Origin of the sequence: Paracoccus zhouxuedongae, from assembly GCF_041927815.1 — a bacterium.
Classification (GTDB): Bacteria; Pseudomonadota; Alphaproteobacteria; order Rhodobacterales; family Rhodobacteraceae; genus Paracoccus.
The window spans coordinates 117000-142786 of record NZ_JBHFHM010000003.1; the positions used below are offsets into that span (position 1 = coordinate 117000).

24 protein-coding genes are annotated in these 25787 nt (G+C 68.4%); 18 read left to right on the plus strand and 6 right to left on the minus strand.

What is annotated here, in order from left to right; translation table 11 throughout:
• Position 1: 1 nt before the first annotated feature.
• From mdoH to ACEYYA_RS05340, 8 genes are all read left to right on the plus strand, one after another.
• On the plus strand, positions 2-2092 hold the full coding sequence (mdoH, locus tag ACEYYA_RS05305; RefSeq protein WP_374798352.1) for a glucans biosynthesis glucosyltransferase MdoH: 2091 nt from the start codon (positions 2-4) through the stop codon (positions 2090-2092).
• Positions 2089-3228 (plus strand): OpgC domain-containing protein, encoded by a 1140-nt coding sequence (gene opgC, locus ACEYYA_RS05310; RefSeq protein WP_374798354.1) that lies wholly within the window; start codon positions 2089-2091, stop codon positions 3226-3228. The genes mdoH and opgC overlap by 4 nt, the downstream gene beginning before the upstream one ends.
• Positions 3229-3255: 27 nt before the next feature.
• A complete protein-coding gene (locus ACEYYA_RS05315; RefSeq protein WP_374798356.1) occupies positions 3256-4146 on the plus strand; it encodes a LysR family transcriptional regulator in 891 nt (296 codons plus the stop codon).
• 85 nt (positions 4147-4231) lie between these two features.
• A complete protein-coding gene (locus ACEYYA_RS05320) occupies positions 4232-4705 on the plus strand; it encodes a formate dehydrogenase subunit gamma (protein ID WP_374798358.1) in 474 nt (157 codons plus the stop codon).
• Positions 4705-6225, plus strand: a complete 1521-nt coding sequence (locus ACEYYA_RS05325; RefSeq protein WP_374798624.1) for a formate dehydrogenase beta subunit — start codon at positions 4705-4707, stop codon at positions 6223-6225. Before ACEYYA_RS05320 ends, ACEYYA_RS05325 begins: the two co-directional genes overlap by 1 nt.
• Positions 6222-9101, plus strand: a complete 2880-nt coding sequence (fdhF, locus tag ACEYYA_RS05330; RefSeq protein ID WP_374798360.1) for a formate dehydrogenase subunit alpha — start codon at positions 6222-6224, stop codon at positions 9099-9101. The genes ACEYYA_RS05325 and fdhF overlap by 4 nt, the downstream gene beginning before the upstream one ends.
• Complete coding sequence (gene fdhD / locus ACEYYA_RS05335) at positions 9098-9877, plus strand: formate dehydrogenase accessory sulfurtransferase FdhD (protein ID WP_374798362.1); 780 nt, start codon at positions 9098-9100, stop codon at positions 9875-9877. Before fdhF ends, fdhD begins: the two co-directional genes overlap by 4 nt.
• Position 9878: 1 nt before the next feature.
• Positions 9879-10094, plus strand: coding sequence for a formate dehydrogenase subunit delta (locus ACEYYA_RS05340; protein WP_374798364.1), 216 nt, complete (start codon positions 9879-9881; stop codon positions 10092-10094).
• Positions 10095-10166: 72 nt separating this feature from the next.
• On the opposite strand, the gene ACEYYA_RS05345 is transcribed toward ACEYYA_RS05340, so the two are convergent.
• The gene (locus tag ACEYYA_RS05345; protein ID WP_374798366.1) at positions 10167-10421 is read right to left on the minus strand and encodes a hypothetical protein; all 255 of its coding nucleotides are present in this window, start codon (positions 10419-10421) and stop codon (positions 10167-10169) included.
• Positions 10422-10464: 43 nt separating this feature from the next.
• Positions 10465-12714: a transglycosylase domain-containing protein gene (locus ACEYYA_RS05350; protein WP_374798368.1), complete on the minus strand. Its 2250-nt coding sequence runs from the start codon at positions 12712-12714 to the stop codon at positions 10465-10467.
• A 299-nt stretch (positions 12715-13013) separates the two neighbouring features.
• Between ACEYYA_RS05350 and ACEYYA_RS05355 the strand changes: the two genes are divergently transcribed.
• Positions 13014-13352, plus strand: coding sequence for a P-II family nitrogen regulator (locus ACEYYA_RS05355; protein ID WP_374798370.1), 339 nt, complete (start codon positions 13014-13016; stop codon positions 13350-13352).
• Positions 13353-13368: 16 nt separating this feature from the next.
• Positions 13369-14691 (plus strand): ammonium transporter, encoded by a 1323-nt coding sequence (locus ACEYYA_RS05360; RefSeq protein ID WP_374798626.1) that lies wholly within the window; start codon positions 13369-13371, stop codon positions 14689-14691.
• A gap of 73 nt (positions 14692-14764) precedes the next feature.
• Here the strand turns inward: ACEYYA_RS05360 and ACEYYA_RS05365 are convergent, their stop codons facing one another.
• Positions 14765-15808 carry an MBL fold metallo-hydrolase gene (locus ACEYYA_RS05365; protein WP_374798372.1) on the minus strand — a complete coding sequence of 348 codons (1044 nt, stop codon included), beginning with the start codon at positions 15806-15808 and terminating at the stop codon, positions 14765-14767.
• A 10-nt stretch (positions 15809-15818) separates the two neighbouring features.
• Positions 15819-17519: an acyl-CoA dehydrogenase gene (locus ACEYYA_RS05370; protein ID WP_374798374.1), complete on the minus strand. Its 1701-nt coding sequence runs from the start codon at positions 17517-17519 to the stop codon at positions 15819-15821.
• Positions 17520-17640: 121 nt separating this feature from the next.
• Between ACEYYA_RS05370 and ACEYYA_RS05375 the strand changes: the two genes are divergently transcribed.
• Positions 17641-18591, plus strand: coding sequence for an L-threonylcarbamoyladenylate synthase (locus ACEYYA_RS05375; protein WP_374798628.1), 951 nt, complete (start codon positions 17641-17643; stop codon positions 18589-18591).
• 58 nt (positions 18592-18649) lie between these two features.
• On the opposite strand, the gene ACEYYA_RS05380 is transcribed toward ACEYYA_RS05375, so the two are convergent.
• Positions 18650-19915: an RsmB/NOP family class I SAM-dependent RNA methyltransferase gene (locus tag ACEYYA_RS05380; RefSeq protein WP_374798376.1), complete on the minus strand. Its 1266-nt coding sequence runs from the start codon at positions 19913-19915 to the stop codon at positions 18650-18652.
• A 44-nt stretch (positions 19916-19959) separates the two neighbouring features.
• Between ACEYYA_RS05380 and ACEYYA_RS05385 the strand changes: the two genes are divergently transcribed.
• A complete protein-coding gene (locus ACEYYA_RS05385) occupies positions 19960-20184 on the plus strand; it encodes a DUF1674 domain-containing protein (protein ID WP_374798378.1) in 225 nt (74 codons plus the stop codon).
• Positions 20185-20188: 4 nt separating this feature from the next.
• On the opposite strand, the gene dapB is transcribed toward ACEYYA_RS05385, so the two are convergent.
• Entirely contained in the window at positions 20189-20998 is an 810-nt protein-coding gene (gene dapB, locus ACEYYA_RS05390) for a 4-hydroxy-tetrahydrodipicolinate reductase (protein WP_374798380.1), read from the minus strand.
• Positions 20999-21071: 73 nt separating this feature from the next.
• On the opposite strand from dapB, the gene rbfA reads away from it, so the two are divergent.
• The 6 genes from rbfA to ACEYYA_RS05420 all read left to right on the plus strand — a co-directional run bounded on the left by rbfA (position 21072) and on the right by ACEYYA_RS05420 (position 25750).
• The gene (gene rbfA / locus ACEYYA_RS05395) at positions 21072-21509 is read left to right on the plus strand and encodes a 30S ribosome-binding factor RbfA (RefSeq protein ID WP_374798382.1); all 438 of its coding nucleotides are present in this window, start codon (positions 21072-21074) and stop codon (positions 21507-21509) included.
• Positions 21487-22248: a phosphodiester glycosidase family protein gene (locus tag ACEYYA_RS05400; protein ID WP_374798384.1), complete on the plus strand. Its 762-nt coding sequence runs from the start codon at positions 21487-21489 to the stop codon at positions 22246-22248. The genes rbfA and ACEYYA_RS05400 overlap by 23 nt, the downstream gene beginning before the upstream one ends.
• Positions 22249-22298: 50 nt before the next feature.
• Entirely contained in the window at positions 22299-23210 is a 912-nt protein-coding gene (gene truB / locus ACEYYA_RS05405) for a tRNA pseudouridine(55) synthase TruB (RefSeq protein ID WP_374798386.1), read from the plus strand.
• 72 nt (positions 23211-23282) lie between these two features.
• A complete protein-coding gene (locus ACEYYA_RS05410; protein ID WP_374798388.1) occupies positions 23283-24218 on the plus strand; it encodes a calcium-binding protein in 936 nt (311 codons plus the stop codon).
• A 134-nt stretch (positions 24219-24352) separates the two neighbouring features.
• Positions 24353-24622 carry a 30S ribosomal protein S15 gene (rpsO, locus tag ACEYYA_RS05415; protein ID WP_374798390.1) on the plus strand — a complete coding sequence of 90 codons (270 nt, stop codon included), beginning with the start codon at positions 24353-24355 and terminating at the stop codon, positions 24620-24622.
• A 120-nt stretch (positions 24623-24742) separates the two neighbouring features.
• On the plus strand, positions 24743-25750 hold the full coding sequence (locus ACEYYA_RS05420; RefSeq protein WP_374798392.1) for an NADP-dependent oxidoreductase: 1008 nt from the start codon (positions 24743-24745) through the stop codon (positions 25748-25750).
• Positions 25751-25787 lie beyond the last annotated feature (37 nt).

Here is a 25787-nt window from a genome sequence, read left to right on the forward strand (position 1 = left end):
GATGCAGAGCCAGCCCCCCCGCATTCTGCCACCGCTGCCGCCGGAAGCGCCGATCGAGATGCCGGAACAGGATTTCCGCCGCGCCCCCGCGCCCGGCGTCGAGGGGCCGCAGCGGACCGGCACCGATGGCCGTGTGATCGCCGCGCAGCTGGTGGCCTTTGGCGGCACGCTGGCCATCAGCATCATCGGCTTTCAGCAGATGTTCGCGGCCTTCGGGGATCGCGTGACGCTGCTGCAATTTCTGATGCTGGGGCTGTTCACGCTGACCTTTGCCTGGGTGGGCCTGTCGTTTTCATCCATGCTGGCGGGGCTGTTCGCGCCGCGCCTGACCACGCCCTCGGGGCCGAATGACGCCCGGCTGGTGGTGGTCATGCCGATCTATCACGAGGACGCGGCGATCAGCGTCGGCATCCTGTCCGCCCTGGCCGAGGATATGGACCGCGCCGGGCTGACTGGCCGGGCCGAGATCTTCGTTCTGTCCGACAGCCGCCGCCCGGATGTGGTGGTCAACGAAACCCTGGCCGTGCAGGCGGCGCGGGCGGAAAGCCCGATCCCGATCTGGTATCGGCTGCGCGACGAGAACATCGACCGCAAGGCCGGCAACGTGGCCGAGTTCGTGCGCCGATGGGGTGGGCGCTACGATCAGATGGTGGTGCTGGACGCCGACAGCGTGATGACCGGCGACACCATCGCGCAACTGTCGGCGCGGATGGCAGGCGATCCGGCGATCGGGCTGATCCAGACCATGCCGATGCTGGTTGGCGGCGAAACCATCTTTGCCCGGCTGACGCAATTTGCGGGCCGCGTCTATGGCCCGATGATCGCGCGCGGCGTGGCCGCGTGGTCGGGCGATACCGGCAATTACTGGGGTCATAACGCGATCATCCGCGTCAGCGCCTTCGCGCAATGCTGCGGCCTGCCGCGGCTGCCGGGCAAGCCGCCCTTTGGCGGCACCATCCTGTCGCATGATTTCGTCGAGGCCGCCCTGCTGATCCGCGCCGGGTGGAAGGTGCGGCTGGATCACGACCTTCGCGGCAGCTATGAGGGCAGCCCGCCGACGCTGATTGACATGGCCACCCGCGAACGCCGCTGGGCGCAGGGCAACCTGCAACATCTGCGGCTGATCGGGGCGTGCGGGCTGGCGCCGGTCAGCCGCCTGCATTTCCTGATCGGCGTGCTGGGCTTTGTGATGTCGCCCCTGTGGCTGGCGCTGATCCTTGTGGGGCTGGCGCTGTCGGCCTCGGTGCTGCTGTCGACGCCGGAATATTTCCCGTCGACCTATCAGCTTTTCCCGAACTGGCCGGTCTTTGAAAGCCGCCGGATGCTGTGGCTATTCATGGCCGCGATGGCGTTCCTGATGGTGCCGAAGCTGATCGCCACCGCCCGCGCCTGGTGGCGGCCCTGGTCGCGCAACGTGGGCGGCAAGCGGCGGGTGCTGGCCTCGGCGTTGTTTGAAATCCTGCTGTCGGCGCTGATCGCCCCGGTGCAGATGCTGACCCAGACCCGGCAGATCGCCGACATCCTGCTGGGCCGCGATTCGGGATGGGAGGCGCAGTTGCGCCAGGGCGCGATGCCCGAATGGTCCGTCGTCTGGCGGCGGCATTGGGTGCATGTCGCCCTGGGGGTCGGCACGCTGGTCGTGCTGGCGGCGATGGCGCCGGGGCAGTTGATCTGGCTGTCGCCGATCCTGGCCGGGCTGATCTTGTCGCCGCTGACCTCGCGCTATTCGGCCAGCCCGGTGTTCGGTCGCTGGGCGCGGCTGCACGGCCTTCTGGTGACGCCTGAAGAACGCCTGATGCCGCCGATCCTGACCGAGGCCACCGCCGCCGCCCGCCGCCTGCCGCGCCCCGTCGAGGGCGCGCCGGGCCTGCTGCGGCTGGGCGATGACGGCTTGCGCGCGCAGCATCTGTCGATGCTGCCGCCACCCGCCGATCTGCCCGCCGCGCGCCGCCTGCCTGCGATTTCGGCGGCGGCCAAGGTCGCCCATGCCGATGGGCGCACGCAGGCGCTTGGCTTTCTGGACCGGGCCGAGACCGCGGCCCTGATCGCCGATCCCGCGCTGCTGGATGCCTGGGGGCGACTGCCGGAATGAACCGGTCGATCACCCTGGATATGCTGCGCGGCTTTGCGCTGGTCTGCATCATGCTGGACCATCTGCCGGTCGGGGTGCTGAGTGCCGCCACCCTGTCAAGCTGGGCGCTGTTCGACGCGGCCGAGCTGTTCGTGCTGCTGTCGGGCTTTCTGGTCGGCATCGTCTGGCGCGGCATCGAGGCGCGCCACGGCACCAGTGTCGCCCGCCGCCGCTTTGCCCGCCGCGCGTTCGAGGTGTGGCGCGCCCTGGTGCTGGGCGCGGTCGCCATGGCCCTGGTATCGCGCGCGCTGTTTGAGCTGGGACTGAACCACACGACCGTCTGGTCGGCCTATGCGCAATGGATCATCGACAATCCGCTGGGCTATGTCGGTGCGGTCGGCACGATGTGGATGCAGCCCAATCTGGTCGATGTGCTGGCGCTTTATGTGATCTTTCTGGCCTCGGTCCCGGTCACGGTGCCGCTGATCCTGCGCTGGCCGGTGCCGGCGGCGCTGGTTTCGCTGCTGATCTGGCTGAACGCGCCGGCGCTGAACGCGCTGATCCCCAATCACCGCGATGGTGGGCTGCTATTCAACCCGTTCGGCTGGCAGATGCTGTTCTTTACTGGTGTGGCGATGGGGCTGTGGCGGTTGCAGATCATGGCGGCGCTGCGGCCATGGGGATCGGTGCTGACACCGATCGCGGTGGTCATCTGGCTGTTTGGCGGCGCCTTCAGCCTGGCCGGTGCCCTGGGTCCGGTGGCGCAGCCTGTTCATGCCTGGCTGGCCTGGGTCCATGGCAGCGTCGACAAATGGTCGCTGGATGGCGCGCGCTATCTGGGGATTCTGTCGGCGGCCTGGCTGGTGGTCGGGCCGCTGGCGGGGCCTTTGGCGCGGGCTTCGGCAACCGGTCTGGGGCGGGCCTTGCAGACCATCGGCCGGGCCGGGCTGTGGGCCTTTGTGCTGGGGGTGCTGCTGTCGGTCATCGGTGACGCCTTCCAGATGAACCCCGCCGATCAGGGCTGGCTGCACAAGCTGGCGGTCGATCTGTGGGCGATGCTGGCGTTGTGGCTCGGCTCGGCTGTCTGGATGGATTACGGCGCGCCGCGTCAGGCCGCGCGCAAGCGGGCGCGCTTGCAGGCACTGGCCGGTTCGTGATCCACTGCACGCCCAAAGGGGGCGCCGATGCTGACCAAACTTGACATGCTGATCGCCCTTGCGCGCGAAGGCCATTTCGGCCGCGCCGCCGCCAGCCTGGGCGTCACCCAGCCCACCCTTTCGACCGGCATCCGCCAGTTGGAGGACATGCTGGGCGTCAAGCTGGTGCAGCGCGGATCGCGCTATCGCGGCCTGACCCCCGAGGGCGAGCGCGCGCTGGAAATGGCGCGACGGATCAGCGGCGATGTGCGCCGCTTGCGCGACGACATGCGCGCCTCGCACAAGGGGCTGGCGGGGACGCTGCGGCTGGCGGTGATCCCGACCGCGCTGACCTGGGCGGCGCGATTGGCCACCGACCTGACCGCCCGCCACCCCGATGTCACGCTGACGATCCTGTCGCGGGCCTCGCGCGATCTGCTGGCGATGCTGGATCAGGGGGCGGTCGATGCGGGCCTGTCCTATCTGGACAACGAACCCTTGGGCCGCGTGCAGACCGCGTTCCTGTATCGTGAGGGCTTCACGGTGATCTGCCGCCGCGATGATCCGCTGACCGCGCGCGGCATGGTGGGCTGGGCCGATCTGGGCGGGCGGCGGCTGGCGCTGCTGACGCCCGACATGCAGAACCGCCGCATCATCAACCGCAACCTGACCGAGGCCGGGGTGGCCCCGGTGGCCGGGATCGAAAGCAACTCGACCGTGGTGCTGGCCGCGACGGTGGCGCAGGGAGGCTGGATCACCGTGCTGCCCGCCGATCTGGCGGCCTTTCTGTCGGCGGGCGACACGCTGGCCGCGATCCCGGTGGGGTCGGCCAGCACCGGCCATGCCGTCGGCCTGATCGCGCCCTGGGCCGAGCCGCAGACGCCGCTGTTGCAGGCGCTGCTGGACGCCGCCGCGCGGGTGACGCGACCCCGCGTTTGATAGGGTTTGGCTATCACTCAACGGAATAGCGATATTGATTGCGCATGATGACCCCGCGTAACTGGTTCGACAGCCAGGGGGGATCATGCAACCTGCCACGCCACAGACCGACGCCATCCGCGCCATCATCCAGTCCCAAATGGGGCTTGAGGGGCCGCTGCTGCCCATCCTGCACGCGCTGCAACGCGAATACGGCCATGTCCCGCAGGACGCCGTGCCGCTGATCGCCGATGCGCTGAACATCGGCCGCGCCGAGGTGCATGGCGTGATGACGTTTTACCACGACTTCCGCGAGGTGCCGGCAGGCCGCCATGTCGTCAAGATCTGCCGGGCCGAGGCCTGCCAGGCGCGCGGCAGCGAGGCCGTGGCCGAGGCCGCGCTTGCCCGGCTGGGTCTGGCCTGGCACGGCACCAGTGCCAATGGCGCGGTGACGGTGGAACCGGTCTATTGCCTGGGCCTCTGCGCCAGCGGCCCCGCCGCCATCGTCGGCGAAGATCACCTGGTCGCCCGGCTGGACGAACCCCGCCTGACCGCCATGCTGAAGGATCTGGGGGCATGATGCGCATTTACGTTCCCCGCGATGCCGCCGCCCGCGCCGTCGGCGCCGATGAGGTCGCAGCCGCGATCACCGCCGAAATCGCCGCGCGCGGTCTGGACGCCCGCGTCATCCGCAATGGCAGCCGGGGCATGATCTGGCTGGAACCGCTGGTCGAAATCGACTGGGGCGATGGCATCCGCAAGGCGCATGGCGCGGTCACGCTGCGCGATGTGCCGGGCCTGTTCGACGGCAATACCCCCAGTCTGGGGACGGTCGAGGACATCCCGTTCTTTGCCGCGCAAACCCGGCTGACCTTTGCGCGCGTCGGCCTGATCGACCCACTGGATCTGGATGATTACGCGGCCCACGGCGGTCTGGTCGGCCTGCGCCGCGCCATTGCCATGGACCCCGCCGCCATCGTGGCCGAGGTCACGGCCTCAGGCCTGCGCGGGCGCGGCGGCGCGGGTTTCCCGACCGGCATCAAATGGCAGACCGTCGCCGGGGCCAAGGCAGCGCAGAAATACATCGTCTGCAACGCCGATGAGGGCGACAGCGGCACCTTTGCCGACCGGATGCTGATGGAGGGCGACCCCTTCACCTTGATCGAGGGGATGGCGATTGCCGGCCTCGCCACCGGGGCGACGCGCGGCTATGTCTATACAAGGTCGGAATATCCCGACGCGATCGCCGTCATGGCGCAGGCCATCGACATTGCCCGCGCGCGCGGGCTGCTGGGCCGCGATGTGCTGGGTTCGGGTCGCGCCTTCGACATGGAGGTGCGCACCGGCGCCGGGGCCTATGTCTGCGGCGAGGAAACCAGCCTGTTGAACAGCCTTGAGGGCAAGCGCGGCGTGGTCCGCGCCAAGCCGCCGCTGCCCGCGCTCGAAGGATTGTTCGGCAAGCCCACCGTGGTCAACAACGTACTGTCGCTTGCTACCGTGCCGGTGATCCTGGAAAAAGGCGCGGCGCATTACGCGGGCTTTGGCCTGGGCCGGTCGCTGGGCACGATGCCGATCCAGATCGCCGGTAACGTCAAGCACGGCGGGCTGTTTGAAAGCGCCTTCGGGATGCCTCTTGGCCGCATCGTGAACGAGATCGGCGGCGGCACCGCCAGCGGTCGCCCGGTGAAGGCGGTGCAGGTCGGCGGCCCCCTGGGCGCCTATATCCCGCCCGCGCAGTTCGACACGCCCTTCGGATACGAGGATTTCGATCAAAAGGGCGGGCTGATCGGCCATGCGGGGATCGTGGTGTTTGACGACAGCGCCGACATGCTGGCGATGGCGCGCTTTGCGATGACCTTCTGCGCCATCGAAAGCTGCGGTAAGTGCACCCCCTGCCGGATCGGCGCGGTGCGCGGCGTGGAAACCATCGACCGCATCGCCGCGGGCGATCCGGCCGCGCCCGCGATCCTGACCGATCTGTGCAACACGATGAAAGAAGGCTCGCTGTGTGCGCTTGGCGGCTTCACCCCCTATCCGGTGATGTCGGCCCTGACCCATTTCCCCGATGATTTCGTGCGCGCCAAGGAGGCTGCGGAATGAAAGACCTGATCATTCCCTGGGACGACCGCGACATGGGCACCCCCGCCCGCCACGGTGCCCCCGTCACGCTAACCATCGACGGCATCGCCGTCACCGTCCCCGAGGGCACATCGGTCATGCGCGCCGCCGCCGAGGCCGGGATCACCGTGCCCAAGCTGTGCGCCACCGACAGCCTTGAGGCCTTCGGTTCCTGCCGGTTGTGCGTTGTGGAAATCGAGGGGCGGCGCGGCACCCCGGCCTCCTGCACCACGCCGGTCATGCCGGGCATGGTCGTGCATACCCAATCCGACAAGGTGACCCGCATCCGCAAGGGCGTGATGGAGCTGTATATCAGCGATCACCCGCTGGACTGCCTGACCTGCGCGGCCAATGGCGATTGCGAATTGCAGGATATGGCCGGCGTCGTCGGCCTGCGCGACGTGCGCTATGCGCCGGGTGAAAACCATTTCGCGCAGCGCAGCGCCACCGGCCCGAACCCGCGCTATATCCCCAAGGACGAAACCAACCCCTATTTCGCCTATGATCCGGCCAAGTGCATCGTCTGCATGCGCTGCGTCCGCGCCTGCGAGGAGGTGCAGGGCACCTTCGCCCTGACCATCGAGGGGCGCGGCTTTGACAGCCGGATCAAGGCGGGGGCCAAGAACGACACCTTCCTGACCTCGGATTGCGTGTCCTGCGGGGCCTGCGTGCAGGCCTGCCCGACGGCGACGCTGGTGGAAAAATCGGTGGTCGATCTGGGCACGCCGACCCGGTCGGTGGTCACGACCTGCGCCTATTGTGGGGTCGGGTGCAGCTTCAAGGCGGAACTGAACGGCGACCGGCTGGTGCGCATGGTCCCGCACAAGGGGGGCCTCGCCAACCACGGCCATAGCTGCGTCAAGGGCCGCTTCGCCTATGGCTATGCCACGCACAAGGACCGCATCCTGAACCCGATGATCCGCGACAGCATCGACCAGCCCTGGCGCGTCGTCGGCTGGGATGAGGCGCTGAGCTTTGCCGCGAACCGCCTGCGCGCGATTCAGGATCAGCATGGCAAACGCTCGATCGGGGTGATCACCTCAAGCCGCTGCACCAATGAGGAAACCTATCTGGTGCAAAAGCTGACCCGCGCGGTGTTTGGCAACAACAACACCGACACCTGCGCCCGCGTCTGCCATTCGCCCACCGGTTACGGTCTGGGCCAGACCTATGGCACCAGTGCCGGCACGCAGGATTTCGACAGCGTGGAAGAGGCCGATGTGGTGCTGGTGATCGGGGCGAACCCGACCGATGGCCACCCGGTCTTTGCCAGCCGCCTGAAAAAGCGGCTGCGGCAGGGGGCGAAGCTGATCGTCATCGACCCGCGCCGCATCGATCTGGTGAAATCGCCGCATATCCGCGCGGCCCAGCATCTGCCCCTGCGCCCCGGCACGAATGTCGCCGTGGTCAGCGCCATGGCCCATGTCATCGTGACCGAAGGGCTGGCGAATGACGCCTTTATCGCGGAACGCTGCGAGGATGAAAGTTTCCGCGAATATCTGGATTTCATCCGCGACCCCCGCCACGCCCCCGAGGCGACCGAGGTCGTGACCGGCGTGCCCGCCGCCGACCTGCGCGCTGCCGCGCGGCTGTATGCGACCGGCGGCAATGCGGCGATCTATTACGGTCTGGGCGTGACCGAGCATTCGCAAGGCTCGACCACGGTGATCGCCATTGCCAACCTGGCCATGCTGACCGGCAATATCGGGCGGCGCGGCGTCGGTGTGAACCCGTTGCGCGGCCAGAACAACGTGCAGGGTTCCTGCGACATGGGGTCGTTCCCGCATGAGCTGCCCGGCTATCGCCACGTCAAGAACCCCGATGTTCGGGCGATCTATGAAGCTGCCTGGGGCGTGGAGATCGACCCCGAACCCGGCCTGCGGATCCCCAACATGCTGGATGCCGCCGTCGCCGGGCGCTTCAAGGGCCTGTATTGCCAGGGCGAGGACATCCTGCAATCCGACCCCGACACCCACCATGTCGCGGCGGGGCTGGCGGCGATGGACTGCGTGATCGTCCACGACCTGTTCCTGAACGAGACGGCGAACTATGCGCATGTGTTCCTGCCGGGCAGCAGCTTTCTGGAAAAGGACGGCACCTTCACCAATGCCGAACGTCGCATCAACCGCGTCCGCCGGGTGATGGCGCCGCTGAACGGCTATGAGGATTGGCAGGTCACGCAGATGCTGGCCAATGCCATGGGCGCGGGCTGGGATTACACCCACCCCAGTCAGATCATGGATGAGATCGCGGCGACCACGCCCAGTTTCGCCAATGTCAGCTATGACCTGCTTGAGGCGCGGGGATCGGTCCAGTGGCCGTGCAATGACGATGCGCCCGATGGCACGCCCTTGATGCATATCGACGGCTTCGTGCGCGGCAAGGGGCGGTTCATCGTCACCGAATACATCCCGACCGACGAACGCACCGGCCCCCGCTTCCCGCTGTTGTTGACGACCGGGCGCATCCTGTCGCAATACAACGTCGGCGCGCAGACCCGGCGCACCGATAACGTGGTCTGGCATGGCGAGGACGTGTTGGAAATGCACCCCCATGACGCCGAACATCGCGGCATCCGCGACGGCGACTTCGTGCGGCTGGCCAGCCGTGCGGGGGAAACCAGTCTGCGCGTGACCATCACCGATCGTGTGTCGCCGGGCGTGGTCTATACGACCTTCCACCACCCCGCGACCCAGGCCAATGTCATCACCACCGACTTTTCCGACTGGGCGACGAACTGCCCGGAATACAAGGTGACGGCGGTGCAGGTGACGCCCTCGAACGGGCCGTCGGATTGGCAGAACGACTATGCCGCCCATGCCGAACGGTCGCGCCGCATCCTGCCGGCTGCCGAATGACGCACGCGCCGACCCGTCGGATCACGACCCATGACGGGTCGGCGCGCAGCCTTCCGGCGGAAGTGCCGGTGGCGATGGTGTTCGACGCCCAGACCCAGGCGGTGATGATGGCGACGCCCGCCGATCTGGCGGATTTCGCCACCGGCTTCGCCCTGACCGAGGGCTATGTCGAGACCCCCGACCAGATCCGCGACATCGAGATTGTCACCCATGACACCGGGCATGAGGCGCGCGTCTGGCTGGCCGCGGATAGGGCGGCGGCGCTGAACGCGCGGCGCCGCTCGATGATGGGGCCGGTCGGCTGCGGGTTGTGCGGGATCGACAGCCTGGCGCAGGCGCTGCGGCCCGTAGACCCTCTGCCGCCGGGCGGCCTGACCCTGCCCGCCGCTGATGTCGCGCAGGCGACCGAGGTGCTGCGTGCCCATCAGCCGCTGCATGACGAAACCGTCGCCGTCCACGCCGCCGGGTTCTGGCAGGCAGGCGGCATCCTGCTGGCGCGTGAGGATGTGGGGCGGCACAATGCGCTGGACAAGCTGATCGGCGCGCTGATCCGGGGCGGCATCGACCCCACCAGCGGGGCCATCGTGCTGACCAGCCGGGTCTCGGTCGACATGGTGCAAAAGGCGGCCTTCGCGCGTTGCCCGGTGCTGATCGCCGCCTCGGCCCCCACGGCGCAGGCGCTGGATCTGGCTGACCGCGCGGGTGTGACCGTCGCCGCATCGGCGCGTCATGGCCGCTTTGATCTTTACACCCACCCCGAACGGATCCGAGGCTGACATGTCCAATCGCATCGTCCCCATGGCCAACCAGATCGCCGCGTTTTTCGCCAGCCAGCCGGGCGGCGATCAGGCGGCGCGCGTGGCCGCGCATCTGAACGATTTCTGGGCGCCCGCTATGCGCGCCGAACTGGCCGAGCATATGGCCGCCGCGCCCCAGGACTTCGCGCCGCTGGTGCAGGCGGCGCGGGCGCATCTGATCCTGCCTGAGGCCTGATCTGCGGCCCCGGCCGGGGATGCGTATTTGGGCAAGAAAGAAGGGGGCGGGCGTTGCCCCCTTCAGGCGGGGTCAGCCTTGGCGGGCCAGCAGCGCCTCGGTCGCGATGGCGGTGCGGCGGGTGTTGGCGCGGATCGCCAGAACGACATGGACCATGCCGAACATCAGCACCATGTAAAGGCTGCCAAGGACCAGCATCAACAGCCCTTGCAGGAAGCCGCCTTGGGCGCTGAACATCACCGCGATCGACGTCAGCACCAGCAGCAGGGCAAAGACGACGATGACCGCCACCAGGCGCTCCATCGAATTGACGAAAAAGTCACCCATTTGAAAAATCACGGGTTTTGAAGATGGCCCGGAACGGGCGGGGTCAGTTAAACTGGCCCAGCACGTCCTTCAAGATGTCCTCGGCCACGTCGGGATTGGTGCCGGGCGGGATCGTGGCCGGCGCGGGCTGGGCCGAGGGTTGCGAGGTGAACAGGTCGCCCTGGCTTTGCGGGGTGGAGGACAGCGCCGTTCCGGCGGTCGTGGGGCGCGGCGCGGGTTTGCCGGTCAGCGGCTCGACCGGCACGCCCTTGTGGATTTCGGCCATGACCGCCTGCCAGATCTCGGCGGGCAGGCCGCCGCCGGTCACGCCCTTCAGCGGCGTGTTGTCGTCATAGCCCATCCAGACCCCGGCCACATATTGCGCGGTAAAGCCGATGAACCAGGCATCGCGCGCCGCCGAGGTGGTGCCGGTCTTGCCCGCCGCCGGGCGGCCTTCGGGGAGGCGCGCGCGGCTGCCGGTGCCGCCGTCAATCACCTGGCGCATCATCCAGGTCAGTTCCTGCGCCGCGCGTTGCGAGATGACCCGCTCACCCATCCCGCCCGAGGCGCCGATCAGCGGCTGGTTGTCGCCGCGGATGCGCAGCTCTGCGATGCCATAGGGCCGGACCGAAGTGCCGCCGTTCAGGATGCCGGCATAGGCCCCGGTCATTTCCAGAAGCGAGGATTCCGACACGCCAAGCCCCAGCGACGGCGAGGTGGTGAGGTCGCTGGCAAAGCCGAAATCGGCGGCGACGTGGCGCACGGCCTCGCGCCCCACGGCCTCTTGCAGGCGGATGGTGGCGGTGTTCAGCGATTGCGACAGCGCGGTGGTCAGGCTGACCGGGCCGCGGAAGGTGCGGGTATAGTTTTCGGGCGACCAGGGCCGCGACCCCCGCTGGCGGATGGTGATCGGCGCGTCATCGACGATGCTGTCGGGCGTGTAACCTAGATCCAGCGCGGCGGCGAAAACAAAGGGTTTGAACGATGATCCGGTCTGGCGCTTGGCCATGGTGGCGCGGTTGAAGGCCCCCGGCTCGGGCTGGTTGCGCCCGCCGATCATCGCGCGCACCGCGCCATCGGCGGACATGATGACCACCGCCGCCTGGGCGTTCGACCCGTCCTTGACCTTTTCGGCAAAGACATTGCGCAGGGCGCGTTCGGCGGCGCGCTGCATCTTTTGGTCGAAGGTCGTGCGCATCACCACGTCTTCGGTCGTTTCGCGCGACAGGAAGGATGGCGCGGTTTCCATCACCCAATCGGCAAACCAGCCGCCTGCCTTGTAGGTGGCCGACCGCGACAGTTCCGCCGGATTGGCGATGGCCGCGTCATATTCGGCCTGGGTCAGGTAATCCTGTTCGCGCATCAGCCCCAGCACCAGCCGCGCCCGTTCGCGCGACCGTTCCAGATTCGACGTGGGCGAGAAATAGGACGGCGCCTTCAGCAGGCCCGCTAGCATCGCCGCCTCGGCCGGGTTCAGGTCGGCGGCCTTCTTGTCGAAATAGCGTTCGGAGGCCGCCTCGAACCCGCGCGCACCGGCACCCAGATAGGCGCGATTCAGATAGATGGTCAGGATCTCATCCTTGGAATATTTCGCCTCCATCGCCAGGGCATAGGGAACCTCTTTCACCTTGCGCCAGATCGAGGACTTGCGGCAGTCCGCCTCATACTCCGCTTCGGATTTCCATTCGTCGGGGTTGTAGGCGACGCCCAGGCACAGCAGTTTGGCGACCTGCACGGTGATGGTCGAGCCGCCCGCGCCCTCAAGCGGACCACGGCCTTCGGCGATATTGGTGCGCATCGCGCCGATGATGCCGCGCGGGCTGATGCCAAGGTGGCCGTAAAAGCGCTTGTCCTCGGTGGCGATGACGGCGTTCTTCAGCGCCGGGGCCACGCTGTCGGCGGTCACGTTGTCATAGGTTTCGCCGCGCCAGGCGATGATCTCGCCGTTGCGATCCATCAGCGTGACCGAGCCGCGGGCGCGGCCATCCATCAGCGCTGCGGCATCGGGCAGGGTGGAATACATGTAAAAGACCGATAGCCCCAGGATCGCGCCCACGGTCATGCCCAGCCGCCAGGTCACCCCCCAGATCACCCGGAAGATCAGCCCGATGGTGCCGCCGAAAAACCGCGCCAGCAGCGTCAGCAAGATCCCGATCGGGCCAAGGCTGCGGCCCGAGCCAGCGGCAGGCTGCGGCTTGCGGGGGGCCGGTTTGGTGGGCGCCTTCTCGGGCGTCTTGGCATAGCGCGCATCGGCGGCCAGCCGTTCCCGGCGCGGACCGTTGCCTTTGCCCGACCCGTTGCCCTGCTGTGCCATGAATGCCCTTTCCGCGCCGCGACCCTGCGCGGCATCCTTGCCTGAACCTGCGATCCGTCGGACCTGTCCCGGCCCTTTGGGGGGCGACCATACAGCCATTCCGGGGCAATGCGAAGAATCTTGTCGCGATCACGCGGCGGAACACGCAGTTCTTACCCTGCCCGAAAATGCGGCATCCGGCGCTGTGACCGCCCATCGGATGACCGTTTCGTGCCGCGCTGCCGCGAAAATCGCGGCCCGGCTTGGCGCTGCGGTGCGGCGGGCCAAGTCTGGCACCAGGCAACCCACAGGAGGTGCAGGTGAAACTGATCATCGCGGCGATCAAGCCGTTCAAGCTGGAGGATGTTCGCGAGGCGCTGACCGGGATCGGCGTTCGCGGCATGATGGTGACCGAGATCAAGGGCTTTGGCACCCAGTCCGGCCATACCGAAGTGTATCGCGGCGCCGAATATGCGGTCAGCTTCGTGCCCAAGATGCGCATCGAGGTGGTGGTGCCCGATGCCGAGGTCGAGGCCACCGTGCAGGCCATCGCCACCACCGCCCGCACCGGCAAGATCGGCGACGGCAAGATTTTCGTTCTGGATGTCGACCAGGCCATGCGCGTGCGCACCGGCGAGGTCGGGGATGATGCGCTTTAAGCGCGTGCAAAAGGGGATCAAGATGATGACACGCATTCGCAAATTGCCGCCGCTGCTGGCGGCGTTGACCGCCCCCGGCGCGCTGTGGGCGCAAGAGGTTGCCCCGGTGATGGACAAGGGCGATGTGGCCTGGATGATGACCTCGACACTGCTGGTCCTGTTCATGATCCTGCCGGGGGTGGCGCTGTTCTATGGCGGTCTGGTGCGGGCCAAGAACATGCTGTCGGTGCTGATGCAGACCACCACGATCACCGCCTTGGTGATGATCCTGTGGGTTGCCTATGGCTATTCGGTGGCCTTTGGCGGCGGCACCGGGGCCTTCTGGGGCGGGCTGTCCAAGGCGTTTCTGGCCGGCGTCACCCCCGACAGCGTGGCCGCGACCTTTACCGAGGGCGTCGTGCTGCCCGAATATCTGTTCATCGCCTTTCAGATGACCTTCGCCGCGATCACCGCCGCGCTGATCATCGGTGGCTTTGCCGAACGCATCCGGTTTTCGGCGCTGATGCTGTTCATCGCGGCCTGGGTCAGCATCGTCTATTTCCCGGTGGCGCATATGGTCTGGGATGCCTCGGGGCTGATCTACGGCTGGGGCGCGCTGGATTTCGCGGGCGGCACGGTGGTGCATATCAACGCGGGTATCGCGGCCCTGGTCGGGGCCATCGTCATCGGCCCGCGCATCGGCTATGGCCGCGACATGATGGCGCCGCATTCGATGACGCTGACGCTGGTCGGTGCGGCGATCCTGTGGGTGGGCTGGTTCGGCTTCAACGCCGGTTCCGCGCTTGAGGCGAACCCGACCGCCGCTTTGGCGATGATCAACACGCTGACCGCTACGGCGGGGGCGATCCTGGCCTGGGTGGTGATCGAATGGGCGGCGCGCGGCAAGGCCTCGCTCTTGGGTGCGGCCTCGGGGCTGGTGGCCGGGCTGGTCGCGGTGACGCCGGCGGCGGGCACGGTCGGGCCGATGGGGGCGATCGTGCTGGGGGCGTTGGCCTCGGGCGGGTGCTATCTGTTCGTGACGCGCGTCAAGCAGGTCTTCGGCTATGACGACAGTCTGGATGTGTTCGGCATTCACGGCGTCGGCGGCATCATCGGCGCGCTTGGCACGGCGGTGTTCACCGCCCCCAGCCTGGGCGGCACCGGCGCGGCGGATTTCAGCATCGCCAGCCAGTTCGTCGTGCAGGCCATGGGCGTGGGCGTGACCGTGATCTGGTCGGGTCTGGTGTCGCTGGTGCTGTTCAAGCTGATCGACGCGACCATCGGCCTGCGGGTCGATGCCGATGCCGAACGCCAGGGGCTAGACCTTTCGTCGCATGGTGAAAGCGCCTATCACATGTAAGATCAGGATACTTCACCAAAGTTCCGCGACAAGGCCGGGCCGCACACCCGGCCTTTCCACTTTGGCGCGCGGCCTAGACGGCCTGCCACAACTGCCCGCCGTGGTCGTCCAGCCCGGCGGGGCGGATACGCCCTTCACGCCGCAGGCGGTTGACATGGCCCACGGCCTCGACCAGGGCGAGGCCATACTCCCCCTCACCGATGGGGCGTTTGAACAGCGCGCCAAAACCCGAAACGGCGGTGCCGGGCCGGGCAAGATGTGCCGCCAGCCGATCCAGCGCGGCATGGTGATTGGCGCGCATCTGGCGCAGCCGCAGCGGCAGGCCGGTGAAGGGCAGCTTGTGGCCGGGCAGCACCAGATGATCGATGCGGGCGCGGCTGGACAGGCGCGCGCAACTGTCCAGCCAGTCGCCGACCGGATCGGCGTCAGGCTCGGTCGCATAGACGCCCAGATTGGCGGAAATGCCGGGCAAAAGCTGGTCGCCGCCGATCACCAGATCGTCGTCGCGGCTGAAGAAAACTGCGTGATCGGGGGCATGGCCGTGGCCAAAGACCACATCCCAATCGCGCCCGCCCATGCGGATCACCTGGCCTTCGTCGATGCGGTGAAAACCCAAGGGCAGCGGATGCACGCAATCGGCAAAGTTGAAGGGCCGTTCCGCGGCGCGGCGGGCCAGCAGGTCCGGGTCCATCCCGGCCTGCCGCCAAAAGGCCAGCGTCTCGGGCGCGGGGCGGTCTTGTGGGTCCAGCACCAGCATCCGGGCGAACAGCCAACTGGTGCGGCTGGTCCACAGCTCGGCCCCGCGCGTCTGGAACCAACCGGCAAGGCCGACATGATCGGGGTGGTAATGGGTCAGCACCACCCGCGCGACCGGCTTGCCCGCCAGCGGCCCGGCCAGCAGCCGTTCCCAGATCGCGCGGCTGCGGCGCGTGTCCATGCCGGTGTCGATCAGCGTCCAGCCGGTGCCGCCATGACGGGTGTCATCCAGTGCATAGCAATTCACATGGTCCAGCGTCATCGGCAGCGGCAGGCGCAGCCACAGCACGCCGGGCGCGACTTCGATCGCCGCGCCCTCATCCGGCGGGGTCTCATGCGGAAAGCGGATCGCGCCGGTCACATCGCGCCCGCTATCCGGCAAAGGCCGCGTCCGAGACGGCGTAAAGATCGCCCTCGCCCAGCCGGGCCTCGGCCAGCGAAGCGGCATGACGCGGCAGCAGCCGTTTCACATAGACGCGCGCCAAGGCGGTGCGGTCGCCGCTGGCACCCTCGGCCACGGCGGCGCGCAAGTGGTAATGCGCGCCCAGAACGCGGGCAAAGGCATCCAGATAGGGCACCGCACCTGCGAAACGGCCGGTCAGATCCTGCGCCGCCAAGGCTTCCGTCGCCTCGCGCAGGTTTTCGGCGGCGTTCCAGACATCGGTCGCCAGACCCGCCAGATCGCCGCCATCGTGACGGACGCGGGCCGCATAGTCCTGAACCTCCTGGATCAGGCGGAAGGCGGCCTCGCCCCCGTCCATCATCTTGCGGCCGACCAGGTCCATCGCCTGAATGCCGTTCGTGCCCTCATAGATCGGAGTGATGCGGGCGTCGCGGTAGAATTGGGCGGCGCCGGTTTCCTCGATATAGCCCATGCCGCCGTGGACCTGCACCCCGGTTTCCGAGACGCGGCAACCCACATCGGTGCCATAGGCCTTGGCGATCGGCGTCAGCAGCGCGGCGCGGGCGGCCCAGTCGTCGTCGCCGGTGGCGCGACCCATGTCCAGCGCGACGGCGCAGGACAAGGCGATGGCGCGGGCGGCAAAGACCTCGGCGCGCATCGTGGCCAGCATCCGGCGCACATCGGCATGGTTGATGATGGCGCCCATCTGCACCCGCTCGGCGGCATAGGCGGCGGCCTTTTGCGTGGCGGCCTCGGCCACGCCGATGCCCTGCATCCCGACCGCCAGCCGGGCGTTGTTCATCATCGTGAACATCGCCGCCATGCCCTTGTTCGGCTCGCCCACCATCCAGCCGGTCGCGCCGTCATAGGACATCACGCAGGTCGGGCTGCCGTGGATGCCCAGCTTGTGTTCCAGGCTGACGACCTTCAGGCTGTTGGCCTGGCCCGGCTTGCCATTCGCATCGGGGATCAGCTTCGGCACCAAAAACAGGCTGATGCCGCGCGTGCCGGCGGGGGCATCGGGCAGCCGCGCCAGCACCAGGTGGCTGACGTTTTCGACACAATCATTGTCGCCCCAGGTGATGAAGATCTTCTGCCCGGTGATCGCAAAGGTGCCGTCGCCCTTCGGTTCGGCCTTGGTGCGCAGTGCGCCGACATCCGACCCCGCGCCCGGTTCGGTCAGGTTCATCGTCCCCGACCACTCGCCCGAGGCCAGCTTGGGGATATACAGCGCCTTCTGCTCGTCGCTGGCGTGATGTTCCAGCGCCTCGATCTGGCCCTGGGTCAAGAGCGGGTTCAGCTCCAGCGCCAGGCAGGCCCCGGCCATCATCTCGTTCACGGCCATGTTCAGCGCCTGCGGCAGGCCCGAGCCGCCATATTCGGGATCGGTCGCCAGCCCCACCCAGCCGCCTTCGGCGATCTGGCGGAAGGCATCGACAAAGCCGGGCGAGGACCGCACCACCCCGTTTTCAAGCCGCGAGGGGTTCAGGTCCGACCCCCGGTTCAGCGGCGCGATCACCTGATCGCACAGCCGCCCGGCCTCGGTCAGGATCGCCTCAACCGTGTCGGGGGTGGCTTCGGCAAAGCGGTCGGTCGCGGCGACCGGGGCCAGCGGCACAACGCGATCCAGGATAAAGCGGATGTCCGCGACGGGGGCGCGAAAGGTCATGGTTCCTCCTGCTTCGCCTTGCAAAACCGGCGCACTTGTCTATGCCCATGGCAGCCATCCTGACCGCAAAGGCCTTGACGCGGCAACCCCTACGCTGCGTCAGCCGATCACCGAGATGCCGATGCCGGAAAAAGCCTTTCAGACCGAACACCTGACTGCGGATGCGGCGGGCATCGCGCGGGCGGCGCAGCTGCTGGGGCAGGGGCTGTGCGTCGCCTTTCCGACCGAGACGGTGTACGGGCTGGGCGCGGATGCGCGTGATTCCCGCGCTGTCGCGGGGATCTATGCGGCCAAGGACCGGCCCAGCTTCAACCCGCTGATCGTGCATGTCGCCAGCCTGGATCAGGCGCTGCGGCTGGCGGTGTTCGACGATCAGGCGGAGCGTCTGGCGGCGGCCTTCTGGCCCGGCGCGCTGACGCTGGTGCTGCCGCTGCGGCCGGGCGCGGGGCTGTCGGATCTGGTGACGGCGGGGCTGGCGACGGTCGGGCTGCGGATGCCCGCGCACCCGGTGGCGCAGGCGCTGCTGGCGGCCTTCGACGGGCCGGTGGCGGCGCCTTCGGCCAACCCTTCGGGCCGGATCAGCCCCACCCGCGCGGCGCATGTGGCCGCGGGGCTTGATGGCCGGATCGCCGCGATCCTGGATGGCGGCGGCAGCCCGGTGGGGCTGGAATCGACGATCCTGGCCCCCGGCACCCCGCCGCGCCTGCTACGCCCCGGCGGCATCCCGCCCGAGGCCATCGCCGCCTGTCTGGGACAGCCGCTGGCCGCGCCCGATGGCCCGGACATCGCCGCGCCCGGCATGATGGACAGCCATTACGCCCCCGCAGCCAGGGTTCGGCTGAACGCGATCACGGCGCAGCCGGGCGAGTGGCTGATCGGCTTCGGTGCGGTCGCGGGCGATGACAATCTGTCACTCACGGGCGATTTGGCCGAGGCCGCAAGCGCCCTGTTCGCCGCCCTGCACCGCGCCGATGCCAGCACCCGCCCCATCGCCGTCGCCCCGATCCCCGATCACGGGCTGGGACTGGCGATCAATGACCGGCTGCGGCGCGCGGCGGCACCGCGGGGGTGAGTATTTGGGCAAAGAGGAAATGGCATCTTCCGCTTTGTCCAAATACTCATCCGCAGCCTCAATCCCGCGTCAGCGCCGCGATATAGAAGCCGTCGATGCCGCCCCGGTCGGCCCATAGGTCGGGCCGGGTGCGCAGGCTGCCATCGGGTGCGCGGAAGGCTTCGGTGCCGGGCAGATCGGCGGGCAGGAGGCGCAGGTCGGGGTGGCGGGTCAGAGCGGCGGCGATCTGGCCCTCGCCCTCGGCCGGGTGAAGCGAGCAGACGGCATAGACCAGCCGCCCGCCGGGTCGCAGCATGGCAAGCGCCGCGTCGATCAGCCGGGCTTGCAGGGCGACGATCTGCGGGATCGCCGCGCCGTCGCGCAGGAAGGGCAGGTCGGGGTGGCGGCGGATGGTGCCGGTGGCTGAACAGGGCGCGTCCAGCAGAACGGCATCCAGTGGTTGTGCGGGCCGCCAGTCCAGCGCGTCACCGATCACCACCTCCGCGGTCAGGTTGCAGCGGGTCAGGTTCTGGCTGATCCGCTCGGCCCGGCTGGGTGACAGGTCTAGCGCCGTGACCCGGGCGCCGTGGGCGGCCAGTTGCAAGGTCTTGCCACCCGGCGCGGCGCACAGGTCGGCCACGGCCTCGCCCGGCTGGGCGGCCAGCAGCCGCGCGGGCAGCGCGGCGGCGGCATCCTGCACCCACCAGTCACCCGTGGCATAGCCGGGCAGCGCGGTGACCTGCGTGCCCGCAGGCAGGCGCACCGATCCGGTCGGCAGCGCGGTGCCCCCGACCTGTTCGGCCAAGGCCGTCGCGTCGCCTGACCGGGGCGTCAGGTCGATCGGGGCGGGGATCAGATGCGCGGCCTCGATCGCCGCAGCGACGCCCTTTCCCCAGTGCTTGACCAGCGGCGTGCGCAGCCAGGCGGGCAGCGTCGCTGGCGGCAGGGCGTCCCAGGAGGCCAGGTCGACCTTGCGCAGCACGGCATTGGTCAGCCCGGCAAAGGACGCCCCCAGCCGCCGCGCGCGTGCCACGGCATCATTGACGACTGCATGGGGCGGGGCGGCTTCGGCGGCCATCTCGACCACCGCCAGCCGCAGTGCATCGCGCACCGCATCGGGCGGCGACCGGCGCAAAAGCGGTGCCAGCAGCGCGTCGGCCCGGGCGGCATGGCGCAGCGTCTGCGCCGCCAGCCGGCCGGCGCGGGCGCGCTGGTCTGGGGGCAGCCCGGCCAGATCGCCCGCCTGATCGCCAAGGCTCCGCCCCTCGGATGTCACCCCCCGGATCAGGCGAAAGGCGGCCTCGCGCGCGGGGTCGTGTGCGGTGTCATGCGGGGTATCGGTCATCGGCCTGCCTTGCTGTCATCTGCCGCTGCCTGTAGCATGGCGGCATGAGCGACGACACCACGATTGATCCCGCCACCCCTGACCGCGATGAGGCCGCGCGCCGCGCCGCCCTGCCTGCCGCCGCGCAGCGCGCCCTGGCCGAGGCCGACGCCCGTCGCGCTGCCGCTGCGCCGCTGGACCTGCCCCCCGAACTGGGTGGCCGCGACCAAGGCCCCGAGGCCGTGCGCTTCGGCGACTGGGAGAAAAAAGGCATCGCCATCGACTTTTAGGGCGTCACAGCCCCAGCACGTCGGCCATGTCATATTCGCCGGGGTCGCGGTTCTGGCCCCAGATCGCCGCCCGCAGCGCGCCGCGCGCAAAGATCGCGCGGTCGGTGGCCAGGTGGCGCAGCACCACCCTTTCGCCATCGGCGGCAAAGATGACGTCATGTTCGCCCACCACATCGCCGCCCCGGATCGCGGCAAAGCCGATGCTTCCGGGCGTGCGCGCGCCGGTGATCCCCTCACGCGCGGGGGTGCGCAGGCTGTCCAGATCGGCGCCGCGCCCCTCGGCTGCGGCCTGGCCCAGCATCAGCGCGGTGCCGGATGGGGCGTCGACCTTGTGACGGTGGTGGGCCTCGACCACCTCGATGTCCCAATCGGTGCCAAGCGCGGCGGCAACCTTGCGCGTCAAGCCGACCAGCAGGTTGACGCCCAGGCTCATGTTGCCGGCGCGGATGATGACGGCGTGGCGGGCGCAGGCCTTCAGATGTGCCAGATGCACGGGCTCAAGGCCGGTGGTGCCGATTACGTGCACGGCGCGGGCCTGCGCGGCCAGTGTGGCGAACTCGACCGTGGCGGCGGGGGCGGTGAAGTCGATCACCGCCTGTGCGCGGGCAAAAGTCTCTACCGCGTCATCACTGACGATCACGCCATTGGCCGCGCCGCCCATGGCAACCCCCAGATCCTGCCCGATCCAGTCATGGCCGGGGCGTTCCAGCGCGCCCACCAGCCGGGCCTGATCGCTGGCCGTGATCTGTTGCACCAGCATCCGGCCCATGCGCCCCGATACGCCGGTCACCACGATTCCGGGTTTGTCCACCATCACGCCCATCCTTGTCGCTTTTGTGCGGTGATCGCGCGTTGCGGCGCAGGGCGCAATCCCCTACATCTGGGCCATGGCAACCAATCGTTTCAATACCGGGCGTGGCCCGTCGCAGCGGCAGCTTCGCGTGGGCGAGCTGATCCGCCACCGTCTGTCCGAAGTCCTGCTGCGTGGCGACGTGCATGACCCCGACCTGAATCGCCACTCGATCACCGTGGGCGAGGTGCGGACCTCGCCCGACCTCAAGGTGGCGACGGCCTATGTGTTGCCGCTGGGCGGCGGTCACGCCGATGAGGCCCTGGCCGCGCTGCGCCGCAACAAGGGTGAGCTGCGCCATCTGGTTGCCAAGGGGATGGCGCTGAAATTCGCGCCCGAACTGCGGTTCCAGATCGACGAGACCTTCGACCGGCTGGACGACACCCGCCGGATGTTCGCCGATGACCGGGTGCAGCGCGATCTGGCCGGGGACGACGACCAGGATCAGGACGATGACGACCGCCGCGCGAATTAAGCGCAGGCTGGGGCTGATCGCCGGGGCCGGGCTGGCGCTGCTGGCCGGGCCGGTCAGCGCCAGCGATACGGTCTGCGCGCCCTTCGATCATGACGGCATCGGCGCGGTGGTCTGCACGGTGCGGGCGGGCGCCGATCTGCGGCTATGGTTGCGCGACGGCAATGGCCATCCCTATGGTCAGTTCAGCGCCGTTGCCGAGGCCCTTCCTGCGGGCGAACGGCTGGTCTTTGCGATGAACGCCGGGATGTATCATCTGGATCGCAGCCCGGTCGGCCTGCATATCGAAAACGGGCGCCAGATTGCGCCGATCGTCACCGCGTCCGGTCCCGGCAATTTCGGGATGCGCCCGAACGGCGTCTTTTGCGTGACCGACCGGTTTGCGGTGATCGAAAGCCGCGCTTTTGCCAAGGCCCCGCCCGATTGCCGCTTTGCCAGCCAGTCCGGGCCGATGCTGGTGATCGACGGCGATCTGCACCCGCGTTTCCTGCCCGATTCGCGGTCGCGCTATATCCGCAACGGCGTGGGCGTGTCGCGCGACGGGCAGACCGCCTATTTCGCCATCTCGAACCGGCCGGTAACGTTCCACGACTTTGCCCGGCTGTTCCGCGACGGGCTGGACGTGCCGAATGCGCTGTATTTCGACGGCTCGATTTCGCGCCTCTATGCGCCCTCGGTGGGCCGGGCGGATCTGGGCCGGGCGATGGGCCCGATCATCGGCGTGGTCGCGCCCAAGGGTTGACCGTGCCGGGCCGCCGCGATAGCCCCGGCGGCTTGCGAATGGGGTGACAGATGGCACGCAGGAAAAAGGGCCGCGCGATTTCCGGCTGGGTGGTGGTGGACAAGCCCGCGGGCATCGGGTCGACCACCGTGGTCAGCGCCGTGCGCCGCGCCTTTGACGCGACCAAGGCGGGCCATGCCGGCACGCTGGATCCCGATGCGACCGGCATTCTGGCCGTCGCGCTGGGCGAGGCGACCAAGACCGTCGCGGTGCTGACCGACGCGCTGAAGGCCTATGATTTTCAGGTCCGCTGGGGGGCCGAGACGACCAGCGACGATGCCTCGGGCGCGGTCACCGTGACCTCGGACCTGCGGCCCGATGCGGGGCAGATCATCGCCGCGCTGCCGGGGTTTTGCGGGCTGATCCAGCAGGTGCCGCCGCAGGTCTCGGCGGTCAAGGTCGATGGCGAACGCGCCTATGACCTGGCGCGCGAGGGCGTGGCGATGGATCTGGCCCCGCGCGATCTGTGGGTGGGTGAGCTGACGCTGATCGACACGCCTGATGTCGATACGGCGGTGCTGCGGCTGGTCTGCGGCAAGGGCGGCTACGTGCGCGCCATTGCCCGAGATCTGGGGCGCAAGTTGGGCTGCCTAGGCCATGTGGTGACGCTGCGGCGGATCTGGTCGGGGCCGTTCGATCTGGCCGATGCGGTGCCCTTTGCGCAGATCGACGGTGCGCTCGCGGGCAGTCTGGACGACCGCATCCTGCCGCTTGAGGCCGCGCTGACCGACCTGCCCGAGGTGCGCCTGCCGCCCGAATCGGCGATCCGCGTGCGCAACGGCAACCCCGCGCCGGGCATTCCGGTGCAGGCGCTGGACTGGGGCGCGGCGTGCTGGGCCAGTGCCGCGGGCCGTCCGGTTGGGCTGGGACGCTGGCAAGGCGGCGATTTCGCGCCTGATCGGCTGTTTCAACTGCCCGATTAACCACAGCTTTACTTTCCGTTTCGTAACACCACCCGGTTCGTGGCATGGTTGTGCCAGTGAAGGGGTGCGATCATGTTCCTGATAACCGGGTTTCTGGCGCTGATGATGGCGGGCCTGTCGCTGGATGTGACCAGCGGCACCGATGCCGATGACCTGCCGGTCGATGACGGCACCGGTGATGGCGACGATTCGCCAAGCGGCGACATCATCCCCGGCACCCCCCTGGGCGAATTTCTGGACGGCACCGCCAGGGACGACCAGATGAACGGCGGCAGCGGCGATGACACCCTGCGCGGCCATGCCGGGCGCGACGACATGTTCGGCGGCGAAGGCGACGACCTGATCGAGGGGGGCGCGGATGGCGATTGGCTGCACGGGATCGGCGGCAATGACACGATCCTGGGCGGGGCCGGCAACGACTCGCTGGCGGGTCACTTTGGCGATGACAGCCTGGAGGCGGGCGCGGGCCATGACCTTGCCTATGGCGGCGACGGCCATGACACGGTGCTGGGCGGCGACGGCATGGATTCGCTGTTCGGCAATGAAGGCGCCGACCTGATCCTGGGCGGCCATGGCCGGGATGAGGTGATGGGCGGCGAAGGCGCCGACACCCTGTCGGGCAGCGATACCCAGTCCGCGTCCGCGCCGGGCGATGACGGTCTGGATTACGTCAATGGTGGCAAGGATGACGATGTGATCGTTGTCGGCGCAGGCGATCATGCCGAGGGCAACGAGGGTGCCGACCGCTTTCTGCTGAACCCCGGCCTGACCGAGGTCAGCACGCTGGACGGCAGCATCACCCGGCTGGCCGACTACGACCCCGCGCAAGATCAGATCGTCATCGGCTATGTTCCCGGGCCCGATGGTCAGACCCCGCAGGTTGCGGTGCAACCGGACGACGACGGCGCCCATCTGCATATCGTCATCGACGGCGTGGCCGTGGCGCAGGTCAAGGCCGACAGCGGCCTGACCGCCGACGCCATCCAGCTTCAAAGGCTGACGGTGTGATCTGCCGATAACCCTTGCCTTGCCGCACGATTCCGTCTATCCGCGCGCATCCGCTGGCCTTTGGCTGGCGGTTTCCATGGACCCTGCTGGACGACATCCCGGCTTGGCCCGAACCCCTAACACAGGAGATCCCGATGTCGATCACCGCCGAAGACAAAGCCCGCGTCATCAAGGAATACGGCACCAAAGCCGGCGACACCGGTTCGCCCGAAGTGCAGGTTGCCATCCTGTCGTCGCGCATCGCGACCCTGACCGAGCATTTCAAGTCGCACAAGAAAGACAACCACTCGCGCCGTGGTCTGCTGATGATGGTCGCGCAGCGCCGCAAGCTGCTGGACTATCTGAAGGCCAAGGACGAAGGCCGCTATACCGCCCTGATCGGCAAGCTGGGCCTGCGCCGCTAAGGCCGCAGCCAATGCCAGATGAAACGCCCGGTCGCAGGACCGGGCGTTTTGCGTTCTGGGGGTTGCGGTGGCCGTTCTCTGGCCCAGATGTATCTGAACACCGGCCAAAGGGGGATCGCGATGCGCGCCTATGTGATGCAGAGATACGGAGATGCCAGCGGGTCGCAGGTGACCGAAGTCGCCGATCCGCCATCGCCCGGGCCGGGCAAGGTGCTGGTGGCGATCGAAGCGGCGGGCCTGAACCCGGTCGATTTCAAGTTCCGCAACGGCGATCTGCGCCCGATCATGCGGCCTGCGCTGCCCATCGTTCTGGGCAATGAAATCGCGGGCCGGGTGCTGGCCGTGGGCACGGGCGTTGACAGGTTTGCGCCGGGCGACCGCGTTTTCGCGCGGCTGGCAAAGGACGGCGGCGGCGCCTTTGCCGAGCGCGCCCTGGTCGGCGCCGATATTCTGGCCCATGCCCCGGTATCGGTCGATGCGGTCACGGCGGCTGCGGTGCCCTTGGCCGGGCTGACCGCGTTGCAGGCGCTGCGTGATGTGCTGGCGTTGCAACCGGGGCAGCGGGTGCTGATCTCGGGCGGGGCGGGCGGTGTGGGTGGCTTTGCCATCCAGATCGCCAAATGGCTGGGCGCGCATGTGACGACCACCGCCTCGGCGCGCGGGGCGGGGCTGGTGCGCGATCTGGGGGCGGATGCCGTCATCGACTATACGACCGACCGCATCGACGCGCATCCGCGTGATTTCGATGCGGGGTTTGACCTGATCGGCGGCGACACATTGCGGCAGATGTTCCGGGTGGTGAAGCCGGGTGGCCGGGTGGTCTCGGTCGCCGACATGCCCGAGCCGCAGACCGCCCTGCAGGATCTGGGCGGTCGTCGGGGGCTGGCGGCGCTGTTCTGGCTGGCCAGCCTTGGGGTTCGCGCCGCAGCCCGGCGCGCTGGTGTCGGGTATCGCTATCTGTTCATGCGCCCCGATGCCAAGGGGCTGGCGCTGCTGGCCCGGCTGATCGACGACGGCACGCTGCGGGTGATCATCGACCGGACCTTTCCGCTGGATCAGGCGCCGGCCGCGCTGGCCTATCTTGAGACCGGGCGGGCCAAGGGCAAGGTGGTGCTGACCCTCGCCTGATGCGGGAGGGCGGACGGCGGCACATGTGCCGCCGCCC